The 16,809-nt window shown below is 70.6% G+C and carries 15 protein-coding genes; 8 read left to right on the top strand and 7 right to left on the bottom strand.

Features of this window, described 5'->3' with window-relative positions; translation table 11 throughout:
* Nucleotides 1–39: 39 nt before the first annotated feature.
* Entirely contained in the window at nucleotides 40–2,289 is a 2,250-nt protein-coding gene (locus AB0M70_RS03700; RefSeq protein WP_365815908.1) for a terpene synthase family protein, read from the bottom strand.
* Nucleotides 2,290–2,696: 407 nt separating this feature from the next.
* Here AB0M70_RS03700 and AB0M70_RS03695 point away from each other — a divergent pair, with 407 nt between their 5' ends.
* The 6 genes from AB0M70_RS03695 to AB0M70_RS03670 all read left to right on the top strand — a co-directional run bounded on the left by AB0M70_RS03695 (nucleotide 2,697) and on the right by AB0M70_RS03670 (nucleotide 9,663).
* Complete coding sequence (locus tag AB0M70_RS03695) at nucleotides 2,697–3,971, top strand: alpha-L-fucosidase (protein ID WP_365815906.1); 1,275 nt, start codon at nucleotides 2,697–2,699, stop codon at nucleotides 3,969–3,971.
* A gap of 51 nt (nucleotides 3,972–4,022) precedes the next feature.
* Nucleotides 4,023–5,966 carry a beta-N-acetylglucosaminidase domain-containing protein gene (locus AB0M70_RS03690; protein WP_365815904.1) on the top strand — a complete coding sequence of 648 codons (1,944 nt, stop codon included), beginning with the start codon at nucleotides 4,023–4,025 and terminating at the stop codon, nucleotides 5,964–5,966.
* 216 nt (nucleotides 5,967–6,182) lie between these two features.
* On the top strand, nucleotides 6,183–7,076 hold the full coding sequence (locus AB0M70_RS03685) for a TetR/AcrR family transcriptional regulator (RefSeq protein ID WP_365815902.1): 894 nt from the start codon (nucleotides 6,183–6,185) through the stop codon (nucleotides 7,074–7,076).
* A 77-nt stretch (nucleotides 7,077–7,153) separates the two neighbouring features.
* On the top strand, nucleotides 7,154–8,044 hold the full coding sequence (locus AB0M70_RS03680; protein ID WP_365815900.1) for a 3-keto-5-aminohexanoate cleavage protein: 891 nt from the start codon (nucleotides 7,154–7,156) through the stop codon (nucleotides 8,042–8,044).
* Nucleotides 8,045–8,164: 120 nt separating this feature from the next.
* Complete coding sequence (locus tag AB0M70_RS03675) at nucleotides 8,165–9,160, top strand: 3-hydroxyacyl-CoA dehydrogenase NAD-binding domain-containing protein (RefSeq protein WP_365815898.1); 996 nt, start codon at nucleotides 8,165–8,167, stop codon at nucleotides 9,158–9,160.
* The gene (locus AB0M70_RS03670; RefSeq protein WP_365815896.1) at nucleotides 9,157–9,663 is read left to right on the top strand and encodes a thioesterase family protein; all 507 of its coding nucleotides are present in this window, start codon (nucleotides 9,157–9,159) and stop codon (nucleotides 9,661–9,663) included. Before AB0M70_RS03675 ends, AB0M70_RS03670 begins: the two co-directional genes overlap by 4 nt.
* An 11-nt stretch (nucleotides 9,664–9,674) precedes the next feature.
* On the opposite strand, the gene AB0M70_RS03665 is transcribed toward AB0M70_RS03670, so the two are convergent.
* From AB0M70_RS03665 to AB0M70_RS03655, 3 genes are all read right to left on the bottom strand, one after another.
* Entirely contained in the window at nucleotides 9,675–10,142 is a 468-nt protein-coding gene (locus tag AB0M70_RS03665; protein ID WP_365815894.1) for an excalibur calcium-binding domain-containing protein, read from the bottom strand.
* A gap of 106 nt (nucleotides 10,143–10,248) precedes the next feature.
* The gene (locus tag AB0M70_RS03660; protein ID WP_365815892.1) at nucleotides 10,249–11,553 is read right to left on the bottom strand and encodes an MFS transporter; all 1,305 of its coding nucleotides are present in this window, start codon (nucleotides 11,551–11,553) and stop codon (nucleotides 10,249–10,251) included.
* A gap of 91 nt (nucleotides 11,554–11,644) precedes the next feature.
* A complete protein-coding gene (locus tag AB0M70_RS03655) occupies nucleotides 11,645–12,523 on the bottom strand; it encodes a hypothetical protein (RefSeq protein ID WP_365815890.1) in 879 nt (292 codons plus the stop codon).
* 156 nt (nucleotides 12,524–12,679) lie between these two features.
* Between AB0M70_RS03655 and AB0M70_RS03650 the strand changes: the two genes are divergently transcribed.
* Complete coding sequence (locus AB0M70_RS03650; RefSeq protein ID WP_365815888.1) at nucleotides 12,680–14,026, top strand: 6-phospho-beta-glucosidase; 1,347 nt, start codon at nucleotides 12,680–12,682, stop codon at nucleotides 14,024–14,026.
* 61 nt (nucleotides 14,027–14,087) lie between these two features.
* Here the strand turns inward: AB0M70_RS03650 and AB0M70_RS03645 are convergent, their stop codons facing one another.
* Nucleotides 14,088–14,525 (bottom strand): VOC family protein, encoded by a 438-nt coding sequence (locus tag AB0M70_RS03645; RefSeq protein WP_365815886.1) that lies wholly within the window; start codon nucleotides 14,523–14,525, stop codon nucleotides 14,088–14,090.
* A 113-nt stretch (nucleotides 14,526–14,638) separates the two neighbouring features.
* On the opposite strand from AB0M70_RS03645, the gene AB0M70_RS03640 reads away from it, so the two are divergent.
* Complete coding sequence (locus tag AB0M70_RS03640; RefSeq protein WP_365815884.1) at nucleotides 14,639–15,028, top strand: (2Fe-2S) ferredoxin domain-containing protein; 390 nt, start codon at nucleotides 14,639–14,641, stop codon at nucleotides 15,026–15,028.
* Nucleotides 15,029–15,066: 38 nt separating this feature from the next.
* Here AB0M70_RS03640 and AB0M70_RS03635 read toward each other — a convergent pair whose 3' ends face one another.
* Both AB0M70_RS03635 and AB0M70_RS03630 read right to left on the bottom strand, forming a co-directional pair.
* On the bottom strand, nucleotides 15,067–15,582 hold the full coding sequence (locus tag AB0M70_RS03635; RefSeq protein ID WP_365815882.1) for an FBP domain-containing protein: 516 nt from the start codon (nucleotides 15,580–15,582) through the stop codon (nucleotides 15,067–15,069).
* Between the two features lie 170 nt (nucleotides 15,583–15,752).
* Complete coding sequence (locus tag AB0M70_RS03630; RefSeq protein WP_365815880.1) at nucleotides 15,753–16,688, bottom strand: NADP-dependent oxidoreductase; 936 nt, start codon at nucleotides 16,686–16,688, stop codon at nucleotides 15,753–15,755.
* Nucleotides 16,689–16,809 lie beyond the last annotated feature (121 nt).

Raw genomic sequence — 16,809 nt, 5'->3', positions numbered from 1 at the left:
GCCGCTCCCGTTGGCCCCTGGCAGCCCTTGGTGGCCCCTTCACCCCTGTCCGAGGCCGGGCGCCCCCTCCATCTGGCGGTCGACGGCGAGGCCGAACTCGCGGAGCCAGTCCGGGCGTACTGCTGCCATGCCGAAGCCCGATGGGCTTCGCAGGGGGCCGTGGGACAGGTTTTCCTCGCGGTAGCGGCGGCAGTCGCGGTGCCAGGTGTAGATGCCGGCCATCCAGTTCTCGAGGTCGCGTACGTAGTCGTCGAGGATGTGCCGGGTTGACTGGGGGAGGTCGAAGTCGTCGTAGAGGACCGGTAGTTCGTGGGTGATGATGTGCTGGAACTGGTTCAGCCGTGACTTCATCAGGTCGTCGATGATGCCGAGCGCCGTCGGGTAGTCGCAGCCGAAGAAGTTCTGGACGACGAGGACGCCGTTGTGGATCTCGCCCTCGTACTCGATCTCCTTCTGGTACGAGAAGACGTCGTTCATCAGGGCCGAGTAGTCGACCGCGGCGTTCTCCAGGTTCTGCATCGGGCCGCTCCGGTAGATCTCCGGTGGGACCTGCGGGCCGTTGCCCAGGCGGCACAGGCTCAGGGTGAGCGGGGCGCCGAAGGTGAGGCGGCGCATCTCGATGTAGTCGACGGGGTCGGGGATACGGTTCTGCGCCTGGTTGTCCAGCTCCCAGAGCCAGCTGGCCGTCATGGCCTCGACGGCGGTGCGCAGCGTGCGGCGCGCCTCGTCGTCCATCGGGCCCGCGGTGCGCACCCACAGGTCCGCGAGGCCGCGCTCCATCGCGCTCGTCGGCGCCGGCATGTCGGCGAAGTCCAGCGGCATGAAGAGCGAGAGCCGGTCGTTGCAGAGCTTCGCGCCCGCCAGGTCACGGGGCCTGCCGAAGACCACGGGGAAGTAGTCGTCCCCGTACGTCCCCCAGGTCAGCCACTGCGAGCCCAGGTCGAGGGCTTCGAGGTCGGCGTCCGGGTGGAGGCCGGCCGCGCAGAGCGGGAAGTCGTAGCCGTACAGCTTGTGCGCGTCCCAGATGTCCGAGCTCGGGACCCCGGGCTGGGGCCGGAGCATGCCCATCCGGCTCGCCCATTGCACGGTGCGGGGCCGCGACGCCTCCAGGTGCGGCGAGAGGCGGGTCTTGAACGGCAGGTCGAAGTCGGGGAGCCGGGACGGGCCCACCCGTTGGAAGGGGACGTGCGTGTAACCGCGCAGCCGCTCCGCGCCCGTGGCGGCGATCAGCGCCTTGATCCCGGCGGCGGACGTGCCGGGCCCTGTGGGGCCGTCGAGAGGCGAAGGCGTGGTGCCGCCCTTGTTCATGTAGCGGCTTGACACCATGTGCCACTCCTGCCCGCCCGACTGCCAGTCCTGCAGCCCCTTGGTGTACGCGAGGACATCGGCGCACTCCTTCGGGGGCAGCCCCGTCCGCGCGAAGAGCGGGCCGAGTTCGGTCAGCACCGTGTTCTCGAACTGCTGCATCCGCGAGGTCAGCAGGTCGTTCACGGCATCGGCCGCCTCCTGCGTGGAGCAGTCCAGGAACCTCTCGAGGACCAGTACGCCGTTGGAGAGCTCCCCCTCATCCTCGATCTCCCGCTGGTACGAGAACAGGTCGTTGCGCAGATGGACGGCGTCGGAGAACGTCTCCTTGAGGACGCGCAGCGGCCTGGACCCGGCGACGGCCGGCGGGACCTCCGCGCCCGTCGCGTACTCGATCAGCCCCGCCGACCAGGGCGCGCCGCCCACCTTGCGGCGCATCTCGATGTACTCGACGGGGTTGGCGATCCGGCCCTCGTTGATGTTCGAAAGCTCCCACAGGGATTCGTTGAGCAGATTCTCCGTGCTCTCCGCGAACCGCGCCCGCCAGTCACGCGACATGAACGGCACGGTCCGCGCCCAGAGGTCCGCGAGTCCCGCTTCGACCGGATTGGTCGGCTCCGGCACGGGCGTGGACAGGTCCATCGGCATGAAGGCGGGCAACCGGTCCAGATAGGCTCTGCCGCCCTCGCGGTCATGGGTCCGCTTGAACAGTTCGAGGAAATGGTCGTCGAAGAAGAACACCCACACGTACCAGTCCGTGACCAGGGACAACGCGGGCCCGTCGCAGTCGGGGTGGGTGTACGCACACAGCAGCGCGTAGTCATGGGCGTCCAGGTCACGCTGCTCCCAGACGCCCGACCCCTCCAGCATCCCCATGTCACGTGCCCACTTCCCGGAGTGCTCCCTCGCCTCTTCCACATGGGGGTTGAGTCGGGCGGGATGCACCATGTAGAAGCTGGGCAGTTCGAAGGGCTGCGACGACATACGGCGTTCTCCTCGCGACGGCGGTGACGGCGGTGGCGGCGGTGATGGCGAAGGCGACGGTGGCGGCTTACGGGCAGCGGAGCACTACCCGAGCGGGGGTGACCGATGCGGTGGCCGCCGGAGCGTCACACCATTGCGTGACCGATGCGGTTCAAACTTCGCCTTGCGCTCGGCAGCCGGCAGGGGCTCGGCCGCCGGTGAAGATGAAGCAGCGACACCGCCCCGTCAAGGCCCGTGACGCCACCGGAATTTGACCTCCGACGCCCCCTTGTATACGGCATCTTTCTCGATCTAGCCTGCTGGCGCTCAAGCGCTTCAGCTCGGCGGCCGCCGACCGTCGGCAACCCTTCCCACCCTGCTGACAACGTTGCCAACCCGACGCGCCCGCACGACGAGGAGAACTGCCCATGATCCAGCCGTGGTTCACGGATTCCAAGCTCGGGATCTTTCTCCACTGGGGCATCTACAGCGTGGACGGCGTGGCCGAGTCCTGGTCCTTCTTCGACGGACGCGTCCCGTACGACCGGTACATGGCGCAGCTCGACGGCTTCACCGCGTCCGCCTACGACCCCGATGCATGGGCGGATCTCTTCGTCCGCGCGGGGGCCCGCTACGTCGTGCTCACCGCCAAGCACCACGACGGAGTCGCCCTCTGGGACACGGCGGCGAACGACCTCTCCGTCGTCAAGCGCACCCCCGCCGGCCGCGACCTCATCACTCCGTACGTCGCCGCCCTGCGCGCCAGAGGCATCAAGGTCGGCCTCTACTACTCGCACCTGGACTGGTCGCACCCCGACTACGCCACCGTGCGCCCCGACGGCCAGGACCCCGCCGAACGCGGCAACCGCTTCTCGATGCCCGCCCCCGGCGAGGAGTCCGAGGAGCGGTGGGCGGACTTCCTCGCCTTCCACCGCGTACAGGTGCGGGAACTCCTCGAGCGCTTCGCACCGGACCTCCTGTGGTTCGACGGCGAGTGGGAGCGCAGCCCCGAGCAGTGGCGGATGGCGGAACTCGCGGAGGAGATCCGGGCGCTCTCCCCGCACACCGTCGTCAACGGCCGCCTCACCGGGCACGGCGACTACGCCACCCCCGAGCAAGGCGTGCCGATCGAACCGCCGCGCCAGCCCTGGGAGTTGTGCCTCACGGTCAACGACTCCTGGGGGTACCAGCCGCAGGACACGAACCACAAGTCACCCCGTCAACTGGTCCGCATCTTCGTCGAGACCGTCGGAGGCGGCGGCAATCTGCTCCTCGACGTCGGCCCGAAGGAGGACGGCACGCTGCTCCCCGAACAGACCGAGCGCCTCGAAGCGCTGGGGGAGTGGACGGGCCGGCACGCCGAAGCGGTCTACGGGACGGTACGCGGCCTTCCGCACGGCCATTTCTACGGCCCTTCGACGCTCTCCGCCGACCGCCGCACCCTGTACCTGTTCCTCTTCGACCGGCCCAACGAGTACGTCGTGCTGCGGGGCGTGCGCAACGGCGTGACGTCAGCCCGCGTGCTCGGCACGGACACCGCCCTCCGGCACGAACGCGTGGGCGGACTCGGCGACGTACCGGGCTGGGAGTACGTCCACCTCACCGACGACCACCTCGATCCGCTGTGCACGGTCATCGCACTCGAACTCGACGGCGCACTCGACGGCGATCTCGACCTGTACCGCGCGCACACGCGCGACTGAGCGCTCCGCTGGACACGCGGTCCCACCCCCATCCCGAAGTTCGGAGGCCCCATGCCCCGCACCACACGCGTCCTCAGAACCCGGACAGCGCTTCTCGCGCTCGCCGTCCTGGCGGTCCCCCTGGCCCCATCGGCAGCCGCCGCGCCGCCGTCGCCGTCGCCGCAGGAGGGTGCCGTGACCCGCAAGCTCCCCGTCGTCTCCCCGACCCCGCAGCACATGGCGCGTGCGGGCGGCGACGTGCCGCTCGCCCGGCGCGCCGAACTCGTCGTCGGCGACGGCACGGACGAGGTGGCCCGCAAGCGCGTCACCGAGACGCTGCGCGCCCACGGGGTGCGTGACATCGACGTACGCGCGAAGGCGTCGGGCCGCGCCCCGCTGACCGTCCTGCTCGGCCCCGCGACCCGGCCGGACATCGCGAAGGCGCTCGGCGGGACGAAGGTGCCGGAGCAGGCGGAGGGTTACGCGCTGCGGGCGCGGCATCGCACCGTCGCGCTCGGCGGCAAGGACGCCACCGGGCAGTTCTATGCGGCGCAGACCCTCGGCCAGCTCATCACCAGGGGGCGCATAGCCGGGGCCGAGGTCTCCGACTTCCCCTCCATGCCGCTGCGTGGCAGCATCGAGGGCTTCTACGGCCCGCCCTGGACCGAGGCCGAACGCCTCGACCAGATGGACTTCCTCGGCGACACCAAGGCCAACACGTATGTGTACGCGCCGAAGGACGACCCCTACCACCGGGACAAGTGGCGTGAGCCGTACCCGGCGGACAAGCTCACCGAACTCGGCAAGCTGATCGACCGCGCCACGGCCAACCACGTCCGCTTCACGTTCGCTGTCTCGCCGGGCGGTTCCATCTGCTACTCGGACCCGGCGGACGTCAAGGCACTGACGGCCAAGCTCCAGGCGATGTACGACCTCGGGGTACGGTCCTTCTCGGTGCCGCTCGACGACATCAGCTACACCAAGTGGAACTGCGACGCCGACAAGGCCGCGTTCGGCGAGCCGGGACGCGGGCCCGCGGCGAAGGCCCAAGTGGGGCTCCTCAACACCATCCAGCGGGACTTCATCGCGCAGCACGAGGACGCCAACCCGCTGCAGATGGTGCCCACGGAGTACGGGGACCTCACGGACACCGCGTACAAGCAGACGATGCGGGCCGAGCTCGACGGTGCCGTCGAGGTGATGTGGACGGGTACGGACGTGGTCCCGCCGGAGATCACCAACTCCCAGGCGGAGAAGGCCGCCGAGCTCTTCGGGCGCAAGGTGTTCGTCTGGGACAACTACCCGGTGAACGACTTCGCGCGCACGAAGGGGCGGCTGCTGCTCGCGCCCTACGACAAGCGCGAGTCCGGTCTGTCCGGCCACCTCAGCGGCATCGTGTCCAACCCGATGAACCAGGAGGGGGCGAGCAAGCTCGCCGTCTTCACCATGAACGACTTCTCGTGGAACGACCACGGGTACGAGCGGGCGCGCTCGGGGCGGCAGGCGGCGCTGTATCTCGCCGGGGGTGATGAGCGGGTCGCCGACGCGGTGCAGACGTTCGTGGACCTCAACCACGCGGCGCCCACCTTCGGCGAGACGAACTGGCAGCCGCAGTCCCCGGTTCTCGGACCCAAGCTGGACGCGTTCTGGAAGCGGTACGAGAGTGACCCCGCCGGGGCGGTACGGGCGCTGCTGCCCACCGTCCGGGAGATCGGGAAGGTCCCCGCGGTGCTGCGCTCCGGGGTGCCGGACGAGCTCTTCCTCCATGACGCGAAGCAGTGGCTGGACGCGACGGAGCTGTGGGGTTCCGCGCTGGAGCATGGCCTTGCGGCGCTTTCGTTCGCCCAGGAGGGGGATGACGCGGGGGCCGCGCGGGAACGGGCCTCGATGGAGTCCCTCGTGAAGCGGGCCCGCGCGATCACGGTCGATCCGGCCGAGCATCATCAAGTGGGACCGGTGAAGATCGCCGATCCTTACCTGGACGAGTTCGTCGCCGGGGTGCAGGAGCGGGCCTGAGGTCCCGAGGCTGCGCGTTCCATTTCTCTCCCGCCCGCCCACCCGTTCACCCCCAGCGGAGGGGGAGCGGGTGGGCGGGCCCGCTTGCAGGCTGCGGGCTCTTGTTGCGGGATTGCGGTGACTGAGACATCAGTCAGCATCGCAATTGCGCAATCACCTGGAGGAACCGCCCCCGAAGATTGCGATCACCGCAACACCCAGGTAGCGTGACCGCCCATGCAGCAAGACCCCGAGGTCGCGGACAGAGTCCGCAAGGTCATCGCCGACGCCGGAGCGACCCAGCGCGAATTCGCCCGCCGCATCGTGATGGACCCCTCCAAGCTCTCCCGTTCCCTCGGCGGCACCCGCCGCTTCACCGCCGCCGAGCTCGCCCGCATCGCCGACACCGGCGGCGTGGACGCGGGCTGGCTCCTGGGCACCCAGCTTCCGGGCACCCAGCCTTACGGCGCCCAGCACCCGGGTGGCCCGAACGCCGCGACCTCGGCCCGCCGGGAACGCACCGCCGCGGCCCCGGAGGGTGGGCGCCCCCTCCAGATCGTCCGCGAGACCGTACGGCTCGTCGCTGAGCGCGGGTTCCATGCCGTACGCGTGGCGGACATCGCCGAAGCCTGCGCCACCAGTACCGCCGCCATCCACTACCACTTCCCCGGCCGCGACGACCTCCTGGAGGCCGCCGTCCGCTGGTGCATGGACGAGGACACCGCCCGCCGGGCGGCCCGCGTCGCCGACGCGGCCGACGCCGCCGACGAGCTGCGCCAGCTGATCGAGCTGCAGACGCCCCGCACCCCGCAACAGCGCTGGCAGTGGAGCGTCTGGCTCGACCTGTGGGCGGAGGCCGCCCGGTCGACCGCCGTGGGACGGCTGCACGCCGACTACTACCGGCAGTGGCGTGCGACGGTCGCCGACGTCATCCGGCGCGGCGTCGACGAGGGCGTGTTCCGCCTCGTCGATCCGCAGTCCGCCGCGCTCCGGCTCACCGCGCTGATCGACGGCCTCGCCACCCAGGTGCTCGCCTCGACCCCGGGGGACGACGGCACGACCCCCGACGACATGCACGAGGCGCTGCTCGTGTACGTGGACGCGACACTCGCGGCGCCGAGACCCGCGTAAGCACCGACAGAGCTACGGCAGCACCCCCGCAACACCAACACCAACCCCAACACCCCACCCCCGAGGGAGAGTTCGCCATGCCCGTGAACCAGGACGTCATCATCACCGCCGCGCTCACCGGCGCGGGCGACACCGTACGCAAGAGTCCCCACGTCCCCGTCACCCCCGAGCAGATAGCCGCCTCCGCCGTGGAGGCCGCCGAGGCCGGCGCCGCCGTCGTGCACATCCACGTACGCGACCCCGAGACCGGCGATCCCTCGCGTGACCCCCGTCTGTACCGCGAGGTCGTCGAGCGCATCAAGGAGACCGGCACCGACGTCGTCATCAACCTCACCGCGGGCATGGGCGGCGACCTGGTCATCGATCCGGTCGAGCCGCTGAAGGAGCTCGGCGAGCTGCCGGGCACCGACCTCGTCGGCGGCCTCGACCGCCTCCCGCACGTCGAGGACCTGCTCCCCGACATCTGCACCCTCGACTGCGGCTCCCTCAACTTCGGCGACAACCTCTACATCTCCACCCCCGACATGCTCCGCCAGGGCGCCAAGCGCATCCAGGAGCTGGGCGTGCGGCCGGAGTTGGAGATCTTCGACACCGGACAGCTCTGGTTCGCCAAGCAGCTGCTCGCCGAGGGGCTGCTCGACAACCCCACCGTCTTCCAGCTCTGCATGGGCATCCCGTGGGGCGCCCCGGCAGACCCGGGTGTGCTCCAGTCGATGGTCAACATGCTTCCCGAAGGCGCCCAGTGGGCCAGCTTCGCGCTCGGCCGCATGCAGATGCCGTGGGTCGCCCAGTCGATCCTGCTCGGCGGTCAGGTCCGCGTGGGCCTCGAGGACAACCTCTACCTCGGCAAGGGCAACAAGGTCAGCAACGCCCAACTCGTCGAGCGGGCCGTGCAGATCACCGAGAACCTCGGCTCCCGTGTAGCCACGCCGGACGAAGCGCGCCAGAAGCTCGGCCTCAAGCGGTAGCGCTTCGCTGGATTGCGCGGCTATCCGGCCGCGGGCCGGCTGTGGCCGGTCGCGCAGTTCCCCGCGCCCCTTCGGGGCGCGACCTCGCCGCACCCCCCCCACGACGAGTAGGACCCCTCCATGAACGACATCAACACACCCCCCGCCCCCTGCGCCCCCGAAGACGTACGTCGCATCGCCTGCGTCGGCGCCGGAGTGATCGGTGGCGGCTGGGTCGCCCACTACCTGGCCCGTGGCTACGACGTCACCGCCTGGGACCCGGCCCCCGACGCCGAGCAGAAGCTCCGCCGCCTGGTCGACGCCGCCTGGCCCGCGCTGACCCAACTCGGCCTCGCCGAAGGCGCGTCGCCGGACCGCCTCACCGTCACCGCCACCCTCCAAGAGGCCGTGGCCGACGCCCAGTTCGTGCAGGAGAGCGCCCCCGAGAAGCTGGAGCTGAAGCGCGATCTGCTGGCTCAGCTGGACGCGGCCGCGCCCGCCGGCGTCGTCATCGCCTCCTCCACCTCCGGCTACCCGATGACCGACATGCAGACCACGGCCGCCGACCCGGGCCGCCTCGTCGTCGGACATCCCTTCAACCCGCCCTACCTCATCCCGCTCGTGGAGGTCGTCGGCGGCGACAAGACGGCCGCACACGCGGTCACTTGGACCTCCCGCTTCTACGAGGTCGCGGGCAAGTCCGTGATCACCATGGCGAGCGAGGTGCCCGGTTTCATAGCCAACCGCCTCCAGGAAGCGCTGTGGCGCGAGGCCCTGCACATGGTCGCCAACGGCGAGGCCACGGTGAAGGAGATCGACGACTCGATCACCGAAGGCCCCGGCCTGCGCTGGGCGTTCATGGGCCCCATGCTCACCTTCGCGCTCGCGGGCGGCGAGGGCGGCATGGCCCACATGCTCGATCACTTCGGCCCGTCCCTGAAGTCGCCGTGGACGCGCTTGGAAGCACCCGAGCTCGACAAGAAGCTGTACGACGCCGTGGTGGCCGGCTGCGACGACGCGGCGGAGGGCAGGACCATCGCCGACCTGGTCGCCGAGCGTGACCAGGGAGTCATCGACGTACTGCGGGCGACGGGACGCCTGCCGCAGCAGCGCCGCGCGAAGGAGGAGGCCAAGTGAGCGAGTCCACGACCGTCGAGCCGCTGCCTCTGCTCCACCGGACCGTGCGGCCCGAGTGGATCGACTACAACGGCCACATGAGCGAGGCGTTCTACGTCCTCGTCTTCGGCTACGCCACCGACGCCATGATGATCGAGACCGGCCTGCACGAGGGCTACCGCGCGTCCACGGGCTGCTCCCTCTACACGGTCGAGGCGCACATCCGCTACCTCGACGACGTGGCGGAGGGCGCCCACCTCGCCGTCCGCACCCGCATCCTGGGCGCGGACGCCAAGAAGGCCCGCTTCACCCACGAGCTGTACGTGGTTCAGGAGCCCGAAGCGGCCATCGCCCCGGACGCGACCCCAGTGGCGACCACAGAGCTTCTGGCCCTCCACGTGGACCAGAACGCAGGCAGGTCGGCCCCCTTCCCGGAGCCGATCCACACCCACCTGCTGTCCCTCACGGAACCGGCCCCGGAGTGGGCGGGCCGCTCGATCACCGAGGTCCCCCGCACGTCCTGACGACTCGCCTCTCAGGTGTCGCAGCCGACGCCGTCACCGTCGCGGTCGAGGTGCGGCCCGTAGCCGGGCTCACCTCGATGCACGGGCGCGGCGCCCGCGGCACGGGCCTCGCTGCAGTTCCCGTAGGCGACGCTGCCGCCCCCACCGGAGCCGCTGCCACCCGAGCCCGGGTCGGCCGCCTCCGGCTGGGCGGTGACGGTGGCCTTCACCGTCTTCGTGGCCTTGACGGTCTTGGTGACCGTGGGAGCGGGCTCCGGCTTCGCCGTCTCGGTGGCCGTCGCGGTGGCTGTGGCGGTGACGGTCGAAGTCGGGCCCGCTTCCTTCGCGGCGGCCTTCGTCGAGGTGCTGCCGTCGTCACCGAGGCCGGTCCCGAGGCCGATGAAGAAGGTGAGGGCGAGGGCGGGGAGCACGAAGCGCTTGCGCGCCCATTTGGGCGCGGGTCTCGGCGCCGGCGGTGGTGCGGGATATGGGTTGGCCATGGGTGCCCCCTTGCTGCGGTGAAGGGGCATGACGCTAGTCCTGCTGCGCCAGTTGTGAAGGTATTTTGTTCAACTGGTGATGGAGTCGTAATCAGGTCTGCTGCGGCTAGCGTTCCAGTTCCTTGTGGGCCGATTCCGGGAGCTTGAGGTACACAGCCGATGAGGCGAGGCAGAGCACGGCCACGTACCAGGGAAACAGGCCCGGGTTGCCGATTTCCTTGAACAAGGTGCCGATGTACGGGGCCGTGCCGCCGAACAGGGCGACGGTGAGGGAGTACGGGAAGCCGATTCCCGCCGCGCGGACATGAGCGGGGAACACCTCCGCGTTCACGGCCGCCGAGATGGACGTGAAGCCGGTGAGCAGCACCATGCCCGCGCACTGCACCATCAGGAGCGAGCCGAACGAGCCGTTCAGGGAGCGCAGCAGCGGCACGCTCAGGACGGCGAAGCCGATTCCGAAGAAGAGCAGGAGCGGCCTGCGGCCGAAGCGGTCGGAGAGCAGTCCGCCGACCGGCTGGAGCAGGGCGAAGAACGCCAGCGAGAGCGTGCCGGACAGCAGCGCCTGGCTCTTGCTGATGTCGGTGTTCAGCTCGGCATAGGTCGGCAGATACGACGTCCACGTGTAGTACGCGATCGTGCCCCCGGCCGTGATCCCGCAGATCAGCAGCGACTGGCGCGGATACTTCCGCAGCGCGTCGAACAGGCCGGGCCGCTCGGACGCGCCCTGGGGCGCCTGATGGGTTTCCTGCGCGCCCTGCCTGATCCAGAAGCCGACCAGGCTGAGCACCGCCCCGACGACGAACGGCAGCCGCCAGCCCCAGCCGTCCATCTGCCCGTCCGAGAGCGTGGCGACGAGCAGAGCCGCGACACCGGACGCGGCGAGCTGGCCCACGCTCGTCGACACGTACTGGAAGCTGGAGAAGAGCCCGCGCCGGCCGGGCCCCGCGGACTCCACGAGAAAGGTCGTCGACGCCGCGAACTCGCCGCCCACGGAGAGGCCTTGGAGCAGCCGGGCCAGGACCAGGACGACCGGCGCGAGCACCCCGACGGACGCGTACGTCGGCGTCAGGCCGACCAGCAGGCTGCTGCCGCCCATCAGCAGGATCGTGACGGTCAGCGCCGCCCGCCTGCCCCGCCGGTCGGCGACCGCGCCCATGAGCAGACCGCCGACCGGCCGCATGAAGAAGCCGACGGCGAAGACGGCGAACGTGGAGAGCAGCGGTACGAGGGAGTTGCCCGAGCCCTTGGGAAAGACCTGGTCGGCGATGTACGTGGCCAGGAACGTGTAGGCGTACCAGTCGTACCACTCCACGGCGTTGCCCACCGACGCGGCGAGCAGTTGCCGTATCGGGCGGCGGGGCTGAGCGGGGGGCGTTTCGGACACGGGTGCGTGCCGGTGTTGCTGTGTCATGATCGCGACCATCCCCCGCCCGGCCCCTCCGCACACGTCCGGCATGTCGAGGGTGTGTGCGGGTCAGCCAGTGGTGGTGAGCCGGTTCCGGTCAGCCGGTCGTCGGCTTGTACGCGTACACCGACGTCGTCACCAGGCACGGCACCGGCGGCACGACCTGGACGCGCAGCGTGCGTCGCGCGGAGTCGTAGTCGACGCCCTCCGTCTCGAACGTGCCCCGGCACAGGCTCCGTTGCGGGACGGCGAACAGGCTCGTGACCTTGCCCGTCACGGGCTTGCCGTCGAGCGCCCGCTCCAGGTCCACCTGCAGGACGGGCCGGTCCTCGGGCCACAGCTCCTTCGACGCGTCGTTGGACGCGCACACGAGGCGGGTGTCGGAGACGAAGTCGCAGCCCTGGATGTCCCGCACCGGCTTGTCGAGCGAGATCTGACCGGCCTGGGGGAGCGCACCGCCGGTCGGCGGGGTCGAGGAGTTGAGGAGCGGGGCGGGAAAGACCTGGAGCCGGTTCTGGTCACCCCACTCGCCCGACACCAGCCACTGGTTGCCCGGCGCGACGGCCGCGAACGAGTTGTTCAGCTTCTCGCCCGCGTCCAGCTGGTGCTCGTAGAGGTAGCGCTTCCCACCGGGCGTCGTGACGGCGAACATCTTCGACTTCGCGCCGTCACCGCCCTGGTAGGCGTCGACGGTGTGGCCGTCGGCTATGTCCGGGTCGCCGACGTGGCTCCAGCCCTTGGCCCGCAGGTCGAGCGGGATCGAGGCGAGGCCACGGTAGAGGAGACTGCCGTCGGCGCGGCTGGCCAGGCCCTGGCTGCCGGTGAGGGAGTTGACGGACGAGGCGCCGGTCTCCTGCCAGCCGCCGGGGGATCTGGGGGCCGTGTCCGCCGCTGCCGCGGAGCCGGTCGACACTGCAAGGGCGAGGGCGCCGAGCAGGGCCGCGGATGCCTTCGCGGACGTCTTGAGGGGTGTCATCGGTGCGCTACCTCCGTGGGGGGTCGATCGCTGCCGGGCAATCGTACGTAACGTGACCTCTGTCGACGGGTGAGTTCTGACAGGTCGACAGATGTGCGTGTGCCGGCAGGCAGGTGCTCCGACAGAGGTCGGTCGAGACGTGAAGGTGGTTGTGACGTGAAGCTGGTCATTCTCGGTGGCGGCGGATTCCGCGTGCCGCTCGTGTACGGCGCGCTGCTCGGCGACCACGCCGAGGGCCGGGTCACGGAGGTCGTCCTTCACGACCTGGACGCGGGACGGCTCGGCGCGGTCGCCCGTGTGCTGGCCGAGCAGGCCGCCGGGGTGCCGGACGCCCCCGCCGTGACGGCCACCACCGACCTCGACGAGGCCCTGCGGGGCGCGGACTTCGTCTTCTCGGCGATCCGGGTGGGGGGCCTGGAGGGACGAGCGGCCGATGAGCGGGTGGCACTCGCGGAGGGCGTCCTGGGCCAGGAGACGGTCGGCGCGGGCGGCATCGCGTACGGCCTGCGGACCGTGCCCGTCGCCGTGGACATCGCGCGCCGCGTACGGCAGCTCGCCCCCGATGCCTGGGTCATCAACTTCACCAACCCGGCGGGCCTGGTCACCGAGGCGATGTCCCGGCACATCGGCGACCGCGTCATCGGCATCTGCGACTCGCCGGTGGGCCTGGGGCGCCGCGTGGCACGCATGCTGGGCGGCGACCCCGACGAGGCGTTCATCGACTACGTCGGACTCAACCACCTGGGCTGGCTGCGCGGACTGCGGATCGCGGGCCGCGACGAGCTGCCGCGACTGCTCGGCGACGCGCGGATGCTGGGCTCGTTCGAGGAAGGGCGGCTGTTCGGCGCGGAGTGGCTCCAGTCGCTGGGTGCCATCCCGAACGAGTACTTGCACTACTACTACTTCAACCGCGAGGCGGTCCGCGCCTACCAGGAGGCGGAGCAGACGAGGGGCGCCTTCCTGCGCGACCAGCAGGCGCGCTTCTACGAGCAGCTGGGCCGTGACGAAGAGGTGTCCTCGGCGCTGAAGGCCTGGGACGCCACGCGTGCGGAGCGGGAGGCCACGTACATGGCCGAGAACCGGGAGGCCGCGGGCGTCGGCGAGCGAGCGGCCGAGGACCTCGAATCCGGTGGCTACGAAAAGGTCGCCCTCGCCCTGATGCGGGCGATCGCGCGGGACGAACGGGCGACGCTGATCCTCAACGTCCGCAACCGCACGACCCTTTCGGCGCTGGACGCCGACGCGGTGATCGAGGTCCCGTGCTCCGTCGACGCCAACGGCGCGCACCCCATGGCAGTGGACCCGCTGCCGGGACATGCGACGGGGCTCGTGTGCGCGGTGAAGGCCGTGGAGCGGGAGATCCTCGCGGCGGCGGAAAGCGGCTCACGCACCACGGCGGTCAAGGCGTTCGCACTGCACCCCCTGGTGGACTCCGTGACGGTGGCGCGCCGGCTGGTGGAGGGCTACAAGGCGGTGCACCCGGGGCTCGCGTACCTGGGGTGAGTCGGAGTGACGTGCGGTGGGTGACGTGACACGGGAGACGTGAGATGTGAGACGGGCGAGGTCATATCAGACAGAACTCATTGCCCTCCGGGTCGGCCATTTCCATGTGGTCGGGATTTCCCTGCAACTCGTGCTGCCGGATCACCGTCGCTCCGGCCGCGGTCAGCCTCTCGGCCGCGGCGACGACCCGGGGCCAGCGGACGTCCCAGGGCGTCTCACGGCCGCCGCCCACCCGCACGTCCAGGTGCAGCCGGTTCTTGACCACTTTCGGCTCCGGGACCTTGAGGAAGGAGAGGGCGGGCCCATGGCCGTCAGGGTCCAACAGATAGGCGCCGTCGTCCCATTCCTCCTCGGGGACCTCGTAGTGCGCCAGCCAGGCTTCCCAGCTGTCGAAGCCGGCCGGGGGTGGCTTCTCCGCGTAACCGAGCGCCAGCGCCCAGAACTTGGCCAGCTCGCGGGGTCGCGCGCAGTCGATGGTGACGGTCCACTGGATGGCCATGAGCGCTCTCCCTCTCCTGCGTACGCGTCCGCGTACCCCTGCGCGGTGGTGCCGGATCGTGATGAATCGAGCGTCCCACGAGGGTCTGACAACGAGGCTGAGATGATCACTGGATGAGCCCCGTCATCTCCATCGGATCCGCCGCCGCCCGCCCCTGCACGCTGGTCGTGTGCCGAGGCTGCTGCTGCGGCAACTCGCGCAAGCATCCCGGAACGGACCACGACTGGCAGCTGGCACGGATGCGGGCCGCCGCCGCGGAGTCGGCGGGGCGGTTCGCGGTGCGGACGAGCGAGTGCCTCGGCCCCTGCGGGCAGGCGAACATCGTCGTCGTACAGCCCTCGCGCGAGGGGCGCAGGCGCGGTGGCCGGGCCGTCTGGATCGGCTTCGCCATGGACGACGACTCGATCGACGAGATAATCGCGTGGGCGCAGGCGGGCGGGCCGGGGGTCGCGGCACCGTCGGCGGCGCTGACCCTGCAGGTGGTGGACCCCCGGCAGACCTGAGCGGCGCAGGGCGGGAAGGGGCGGCGAGGGCCAGGGGGTCAGGCCGCCGCCGTCGTCCCTTCGAGGACCTTGTCGATGAAGCCGTGCAGGTTCGCCACGGTGCGGGCGTTCTGCTCCTCCAGGCCGAGGGTCTCCTCGAAGCGGCGGGCGAGGGGCGTGGTCTTCTTCCCGCGTACGTAGAGGGAGCAGGCGAGGTCGGCGCAGATGTAGATGCCGACCGAGTTGCCCTGGCGGCCCGCGGGGCCGGCGAGAGGTGCCACGAGCAGCGTGATGCCGGAACCGGACTGCGGGGTCACGCAGACGGAGCAGATGCTGCTCTTGAAAAGGCTCTTGCGCGCGCCGGTCGAGGCGCGCAGCGCGATGCCCACGTACTCACCGTCCCGCTCGGTCACGATGTAGCCCCGGTCCGGGGCCTTGGGGTCCCGCCACCCGAGGAAGTCCAGGTCGGACCAGGGGGTCTCCTGGAAGCCCGCGGGGAGCGTGAGTCTGCGGGCTTCGCCCTTGGAGCAGTTGACGAAGGCCGCGCGAATCTCTTTCTCGCCGATAGGTTCCATGATTCGAAACGTACCAACGAGAGCGCCTCCCCGTCGCTTCCTTTTCGCCCGCCCGATTTCTTCCCCCTGCCCCCTCCGACCAGGCTTTCCCCGGGCACCCGCGGTCGGAACGGAGACGTGAGGCGACGCGGCGGTCAGCCGCGACGCGGTGGTCAGCCGCGACGCGGTGGTCAGCCCGCTCCCACCTCAATCACGACCTTCCCTCGCGCATGTCCGCCCTCCACCGCCCGAAGCGCCTCGTCGGCCCGGTCCAGGGGGTACGTCGCCGTCACCTGGGGGCGCAGCACCCCCTCGACGGCGAGCCGCGCCACCGCGTCCAGGACCTCGCTGGTTCGCGCCCGTGCCACCGCCGCCCCGCCCAGTTCCCCGACTGTCTCCTTGGCCGCGGCCGTGATCAGTTTCCCCTCGCGGCCGGCGAGCGGCAGCAGGGCCGCCACCGCCACGAGATCGTCGCCGCCCACCAGGTCGAAGACCGCGTCGACCTGCCCGCCCGGCGCAGCCGCCCGCACGCGGTCCGCCAGGTCGGGACCCGGCGGCACATGCACCGCACCCAAGGACTCGACGAAGTCCTTCTTGCCCGCGCTCGCCGTGCCCACGACCTGAATGCCGCGGTGCCTGGCCAACTGCGCCGCGGCCACGCCCACCCCGCCGCCGACCCCGGTGATCAGCAAGGTGGCCCCAGCGGGCAGGTTCAGCTGCTGGAGGCCGTCGTACGCCGTCGCCACCGCGACCGGCAGCGCGGCGGCTTCCGCGAAGGTCAGGCCCGCGGGCTTGTGCGCGGCGAGCGAGGCGGGCAGGAGGGTGTGCTCGGCGTAGCCGCCGGTGTCCGGGTTGCCGAACACCGCATCACCGACCGCGAAGCCTTCGACGCCCGAACCGACCGCTTCGACCACGCCCGCGACCTCGCTCCCCAGCACCTCGGGGAACTCGGCGGGCGGCGCCCCAGGCCTCCGCTTGCCCGCGCGCAGCTTCCAGTCGACCGGGTTGACCCCCGCCGCCCGCACGGCGACCAGGAGTTGCCCCGGACCGGGCTCCGGCCGGGCCTGATCGACAAAGGCCTCCACGTCAGGGCCGCCGAACCGCGTGAATACGTACGCCTTGGACATGTGCTCCCTCGCTTCGAGCCGTGAACCCTGAGCCCCGTCCCTCACCTCCAAGGACGGAACACCTAGGACGACCACCACGATCGCCCCGCTATTCCCCGTACGCCACAGCGCGCCACAGCGT

This window comes from Streptomyces sp. NPDC051214 (genome assembly GCF_040682375.1).
GTDB lineage: Bacteria > Actinomycetota > Actinomycetes > Streptomycetales > Streptomycetaceae > Streptomyces.
Note: the sequence above shows the minus strand (reverse complement) of the source record. Positions and strands in the feature narration are given on the sequence as shown.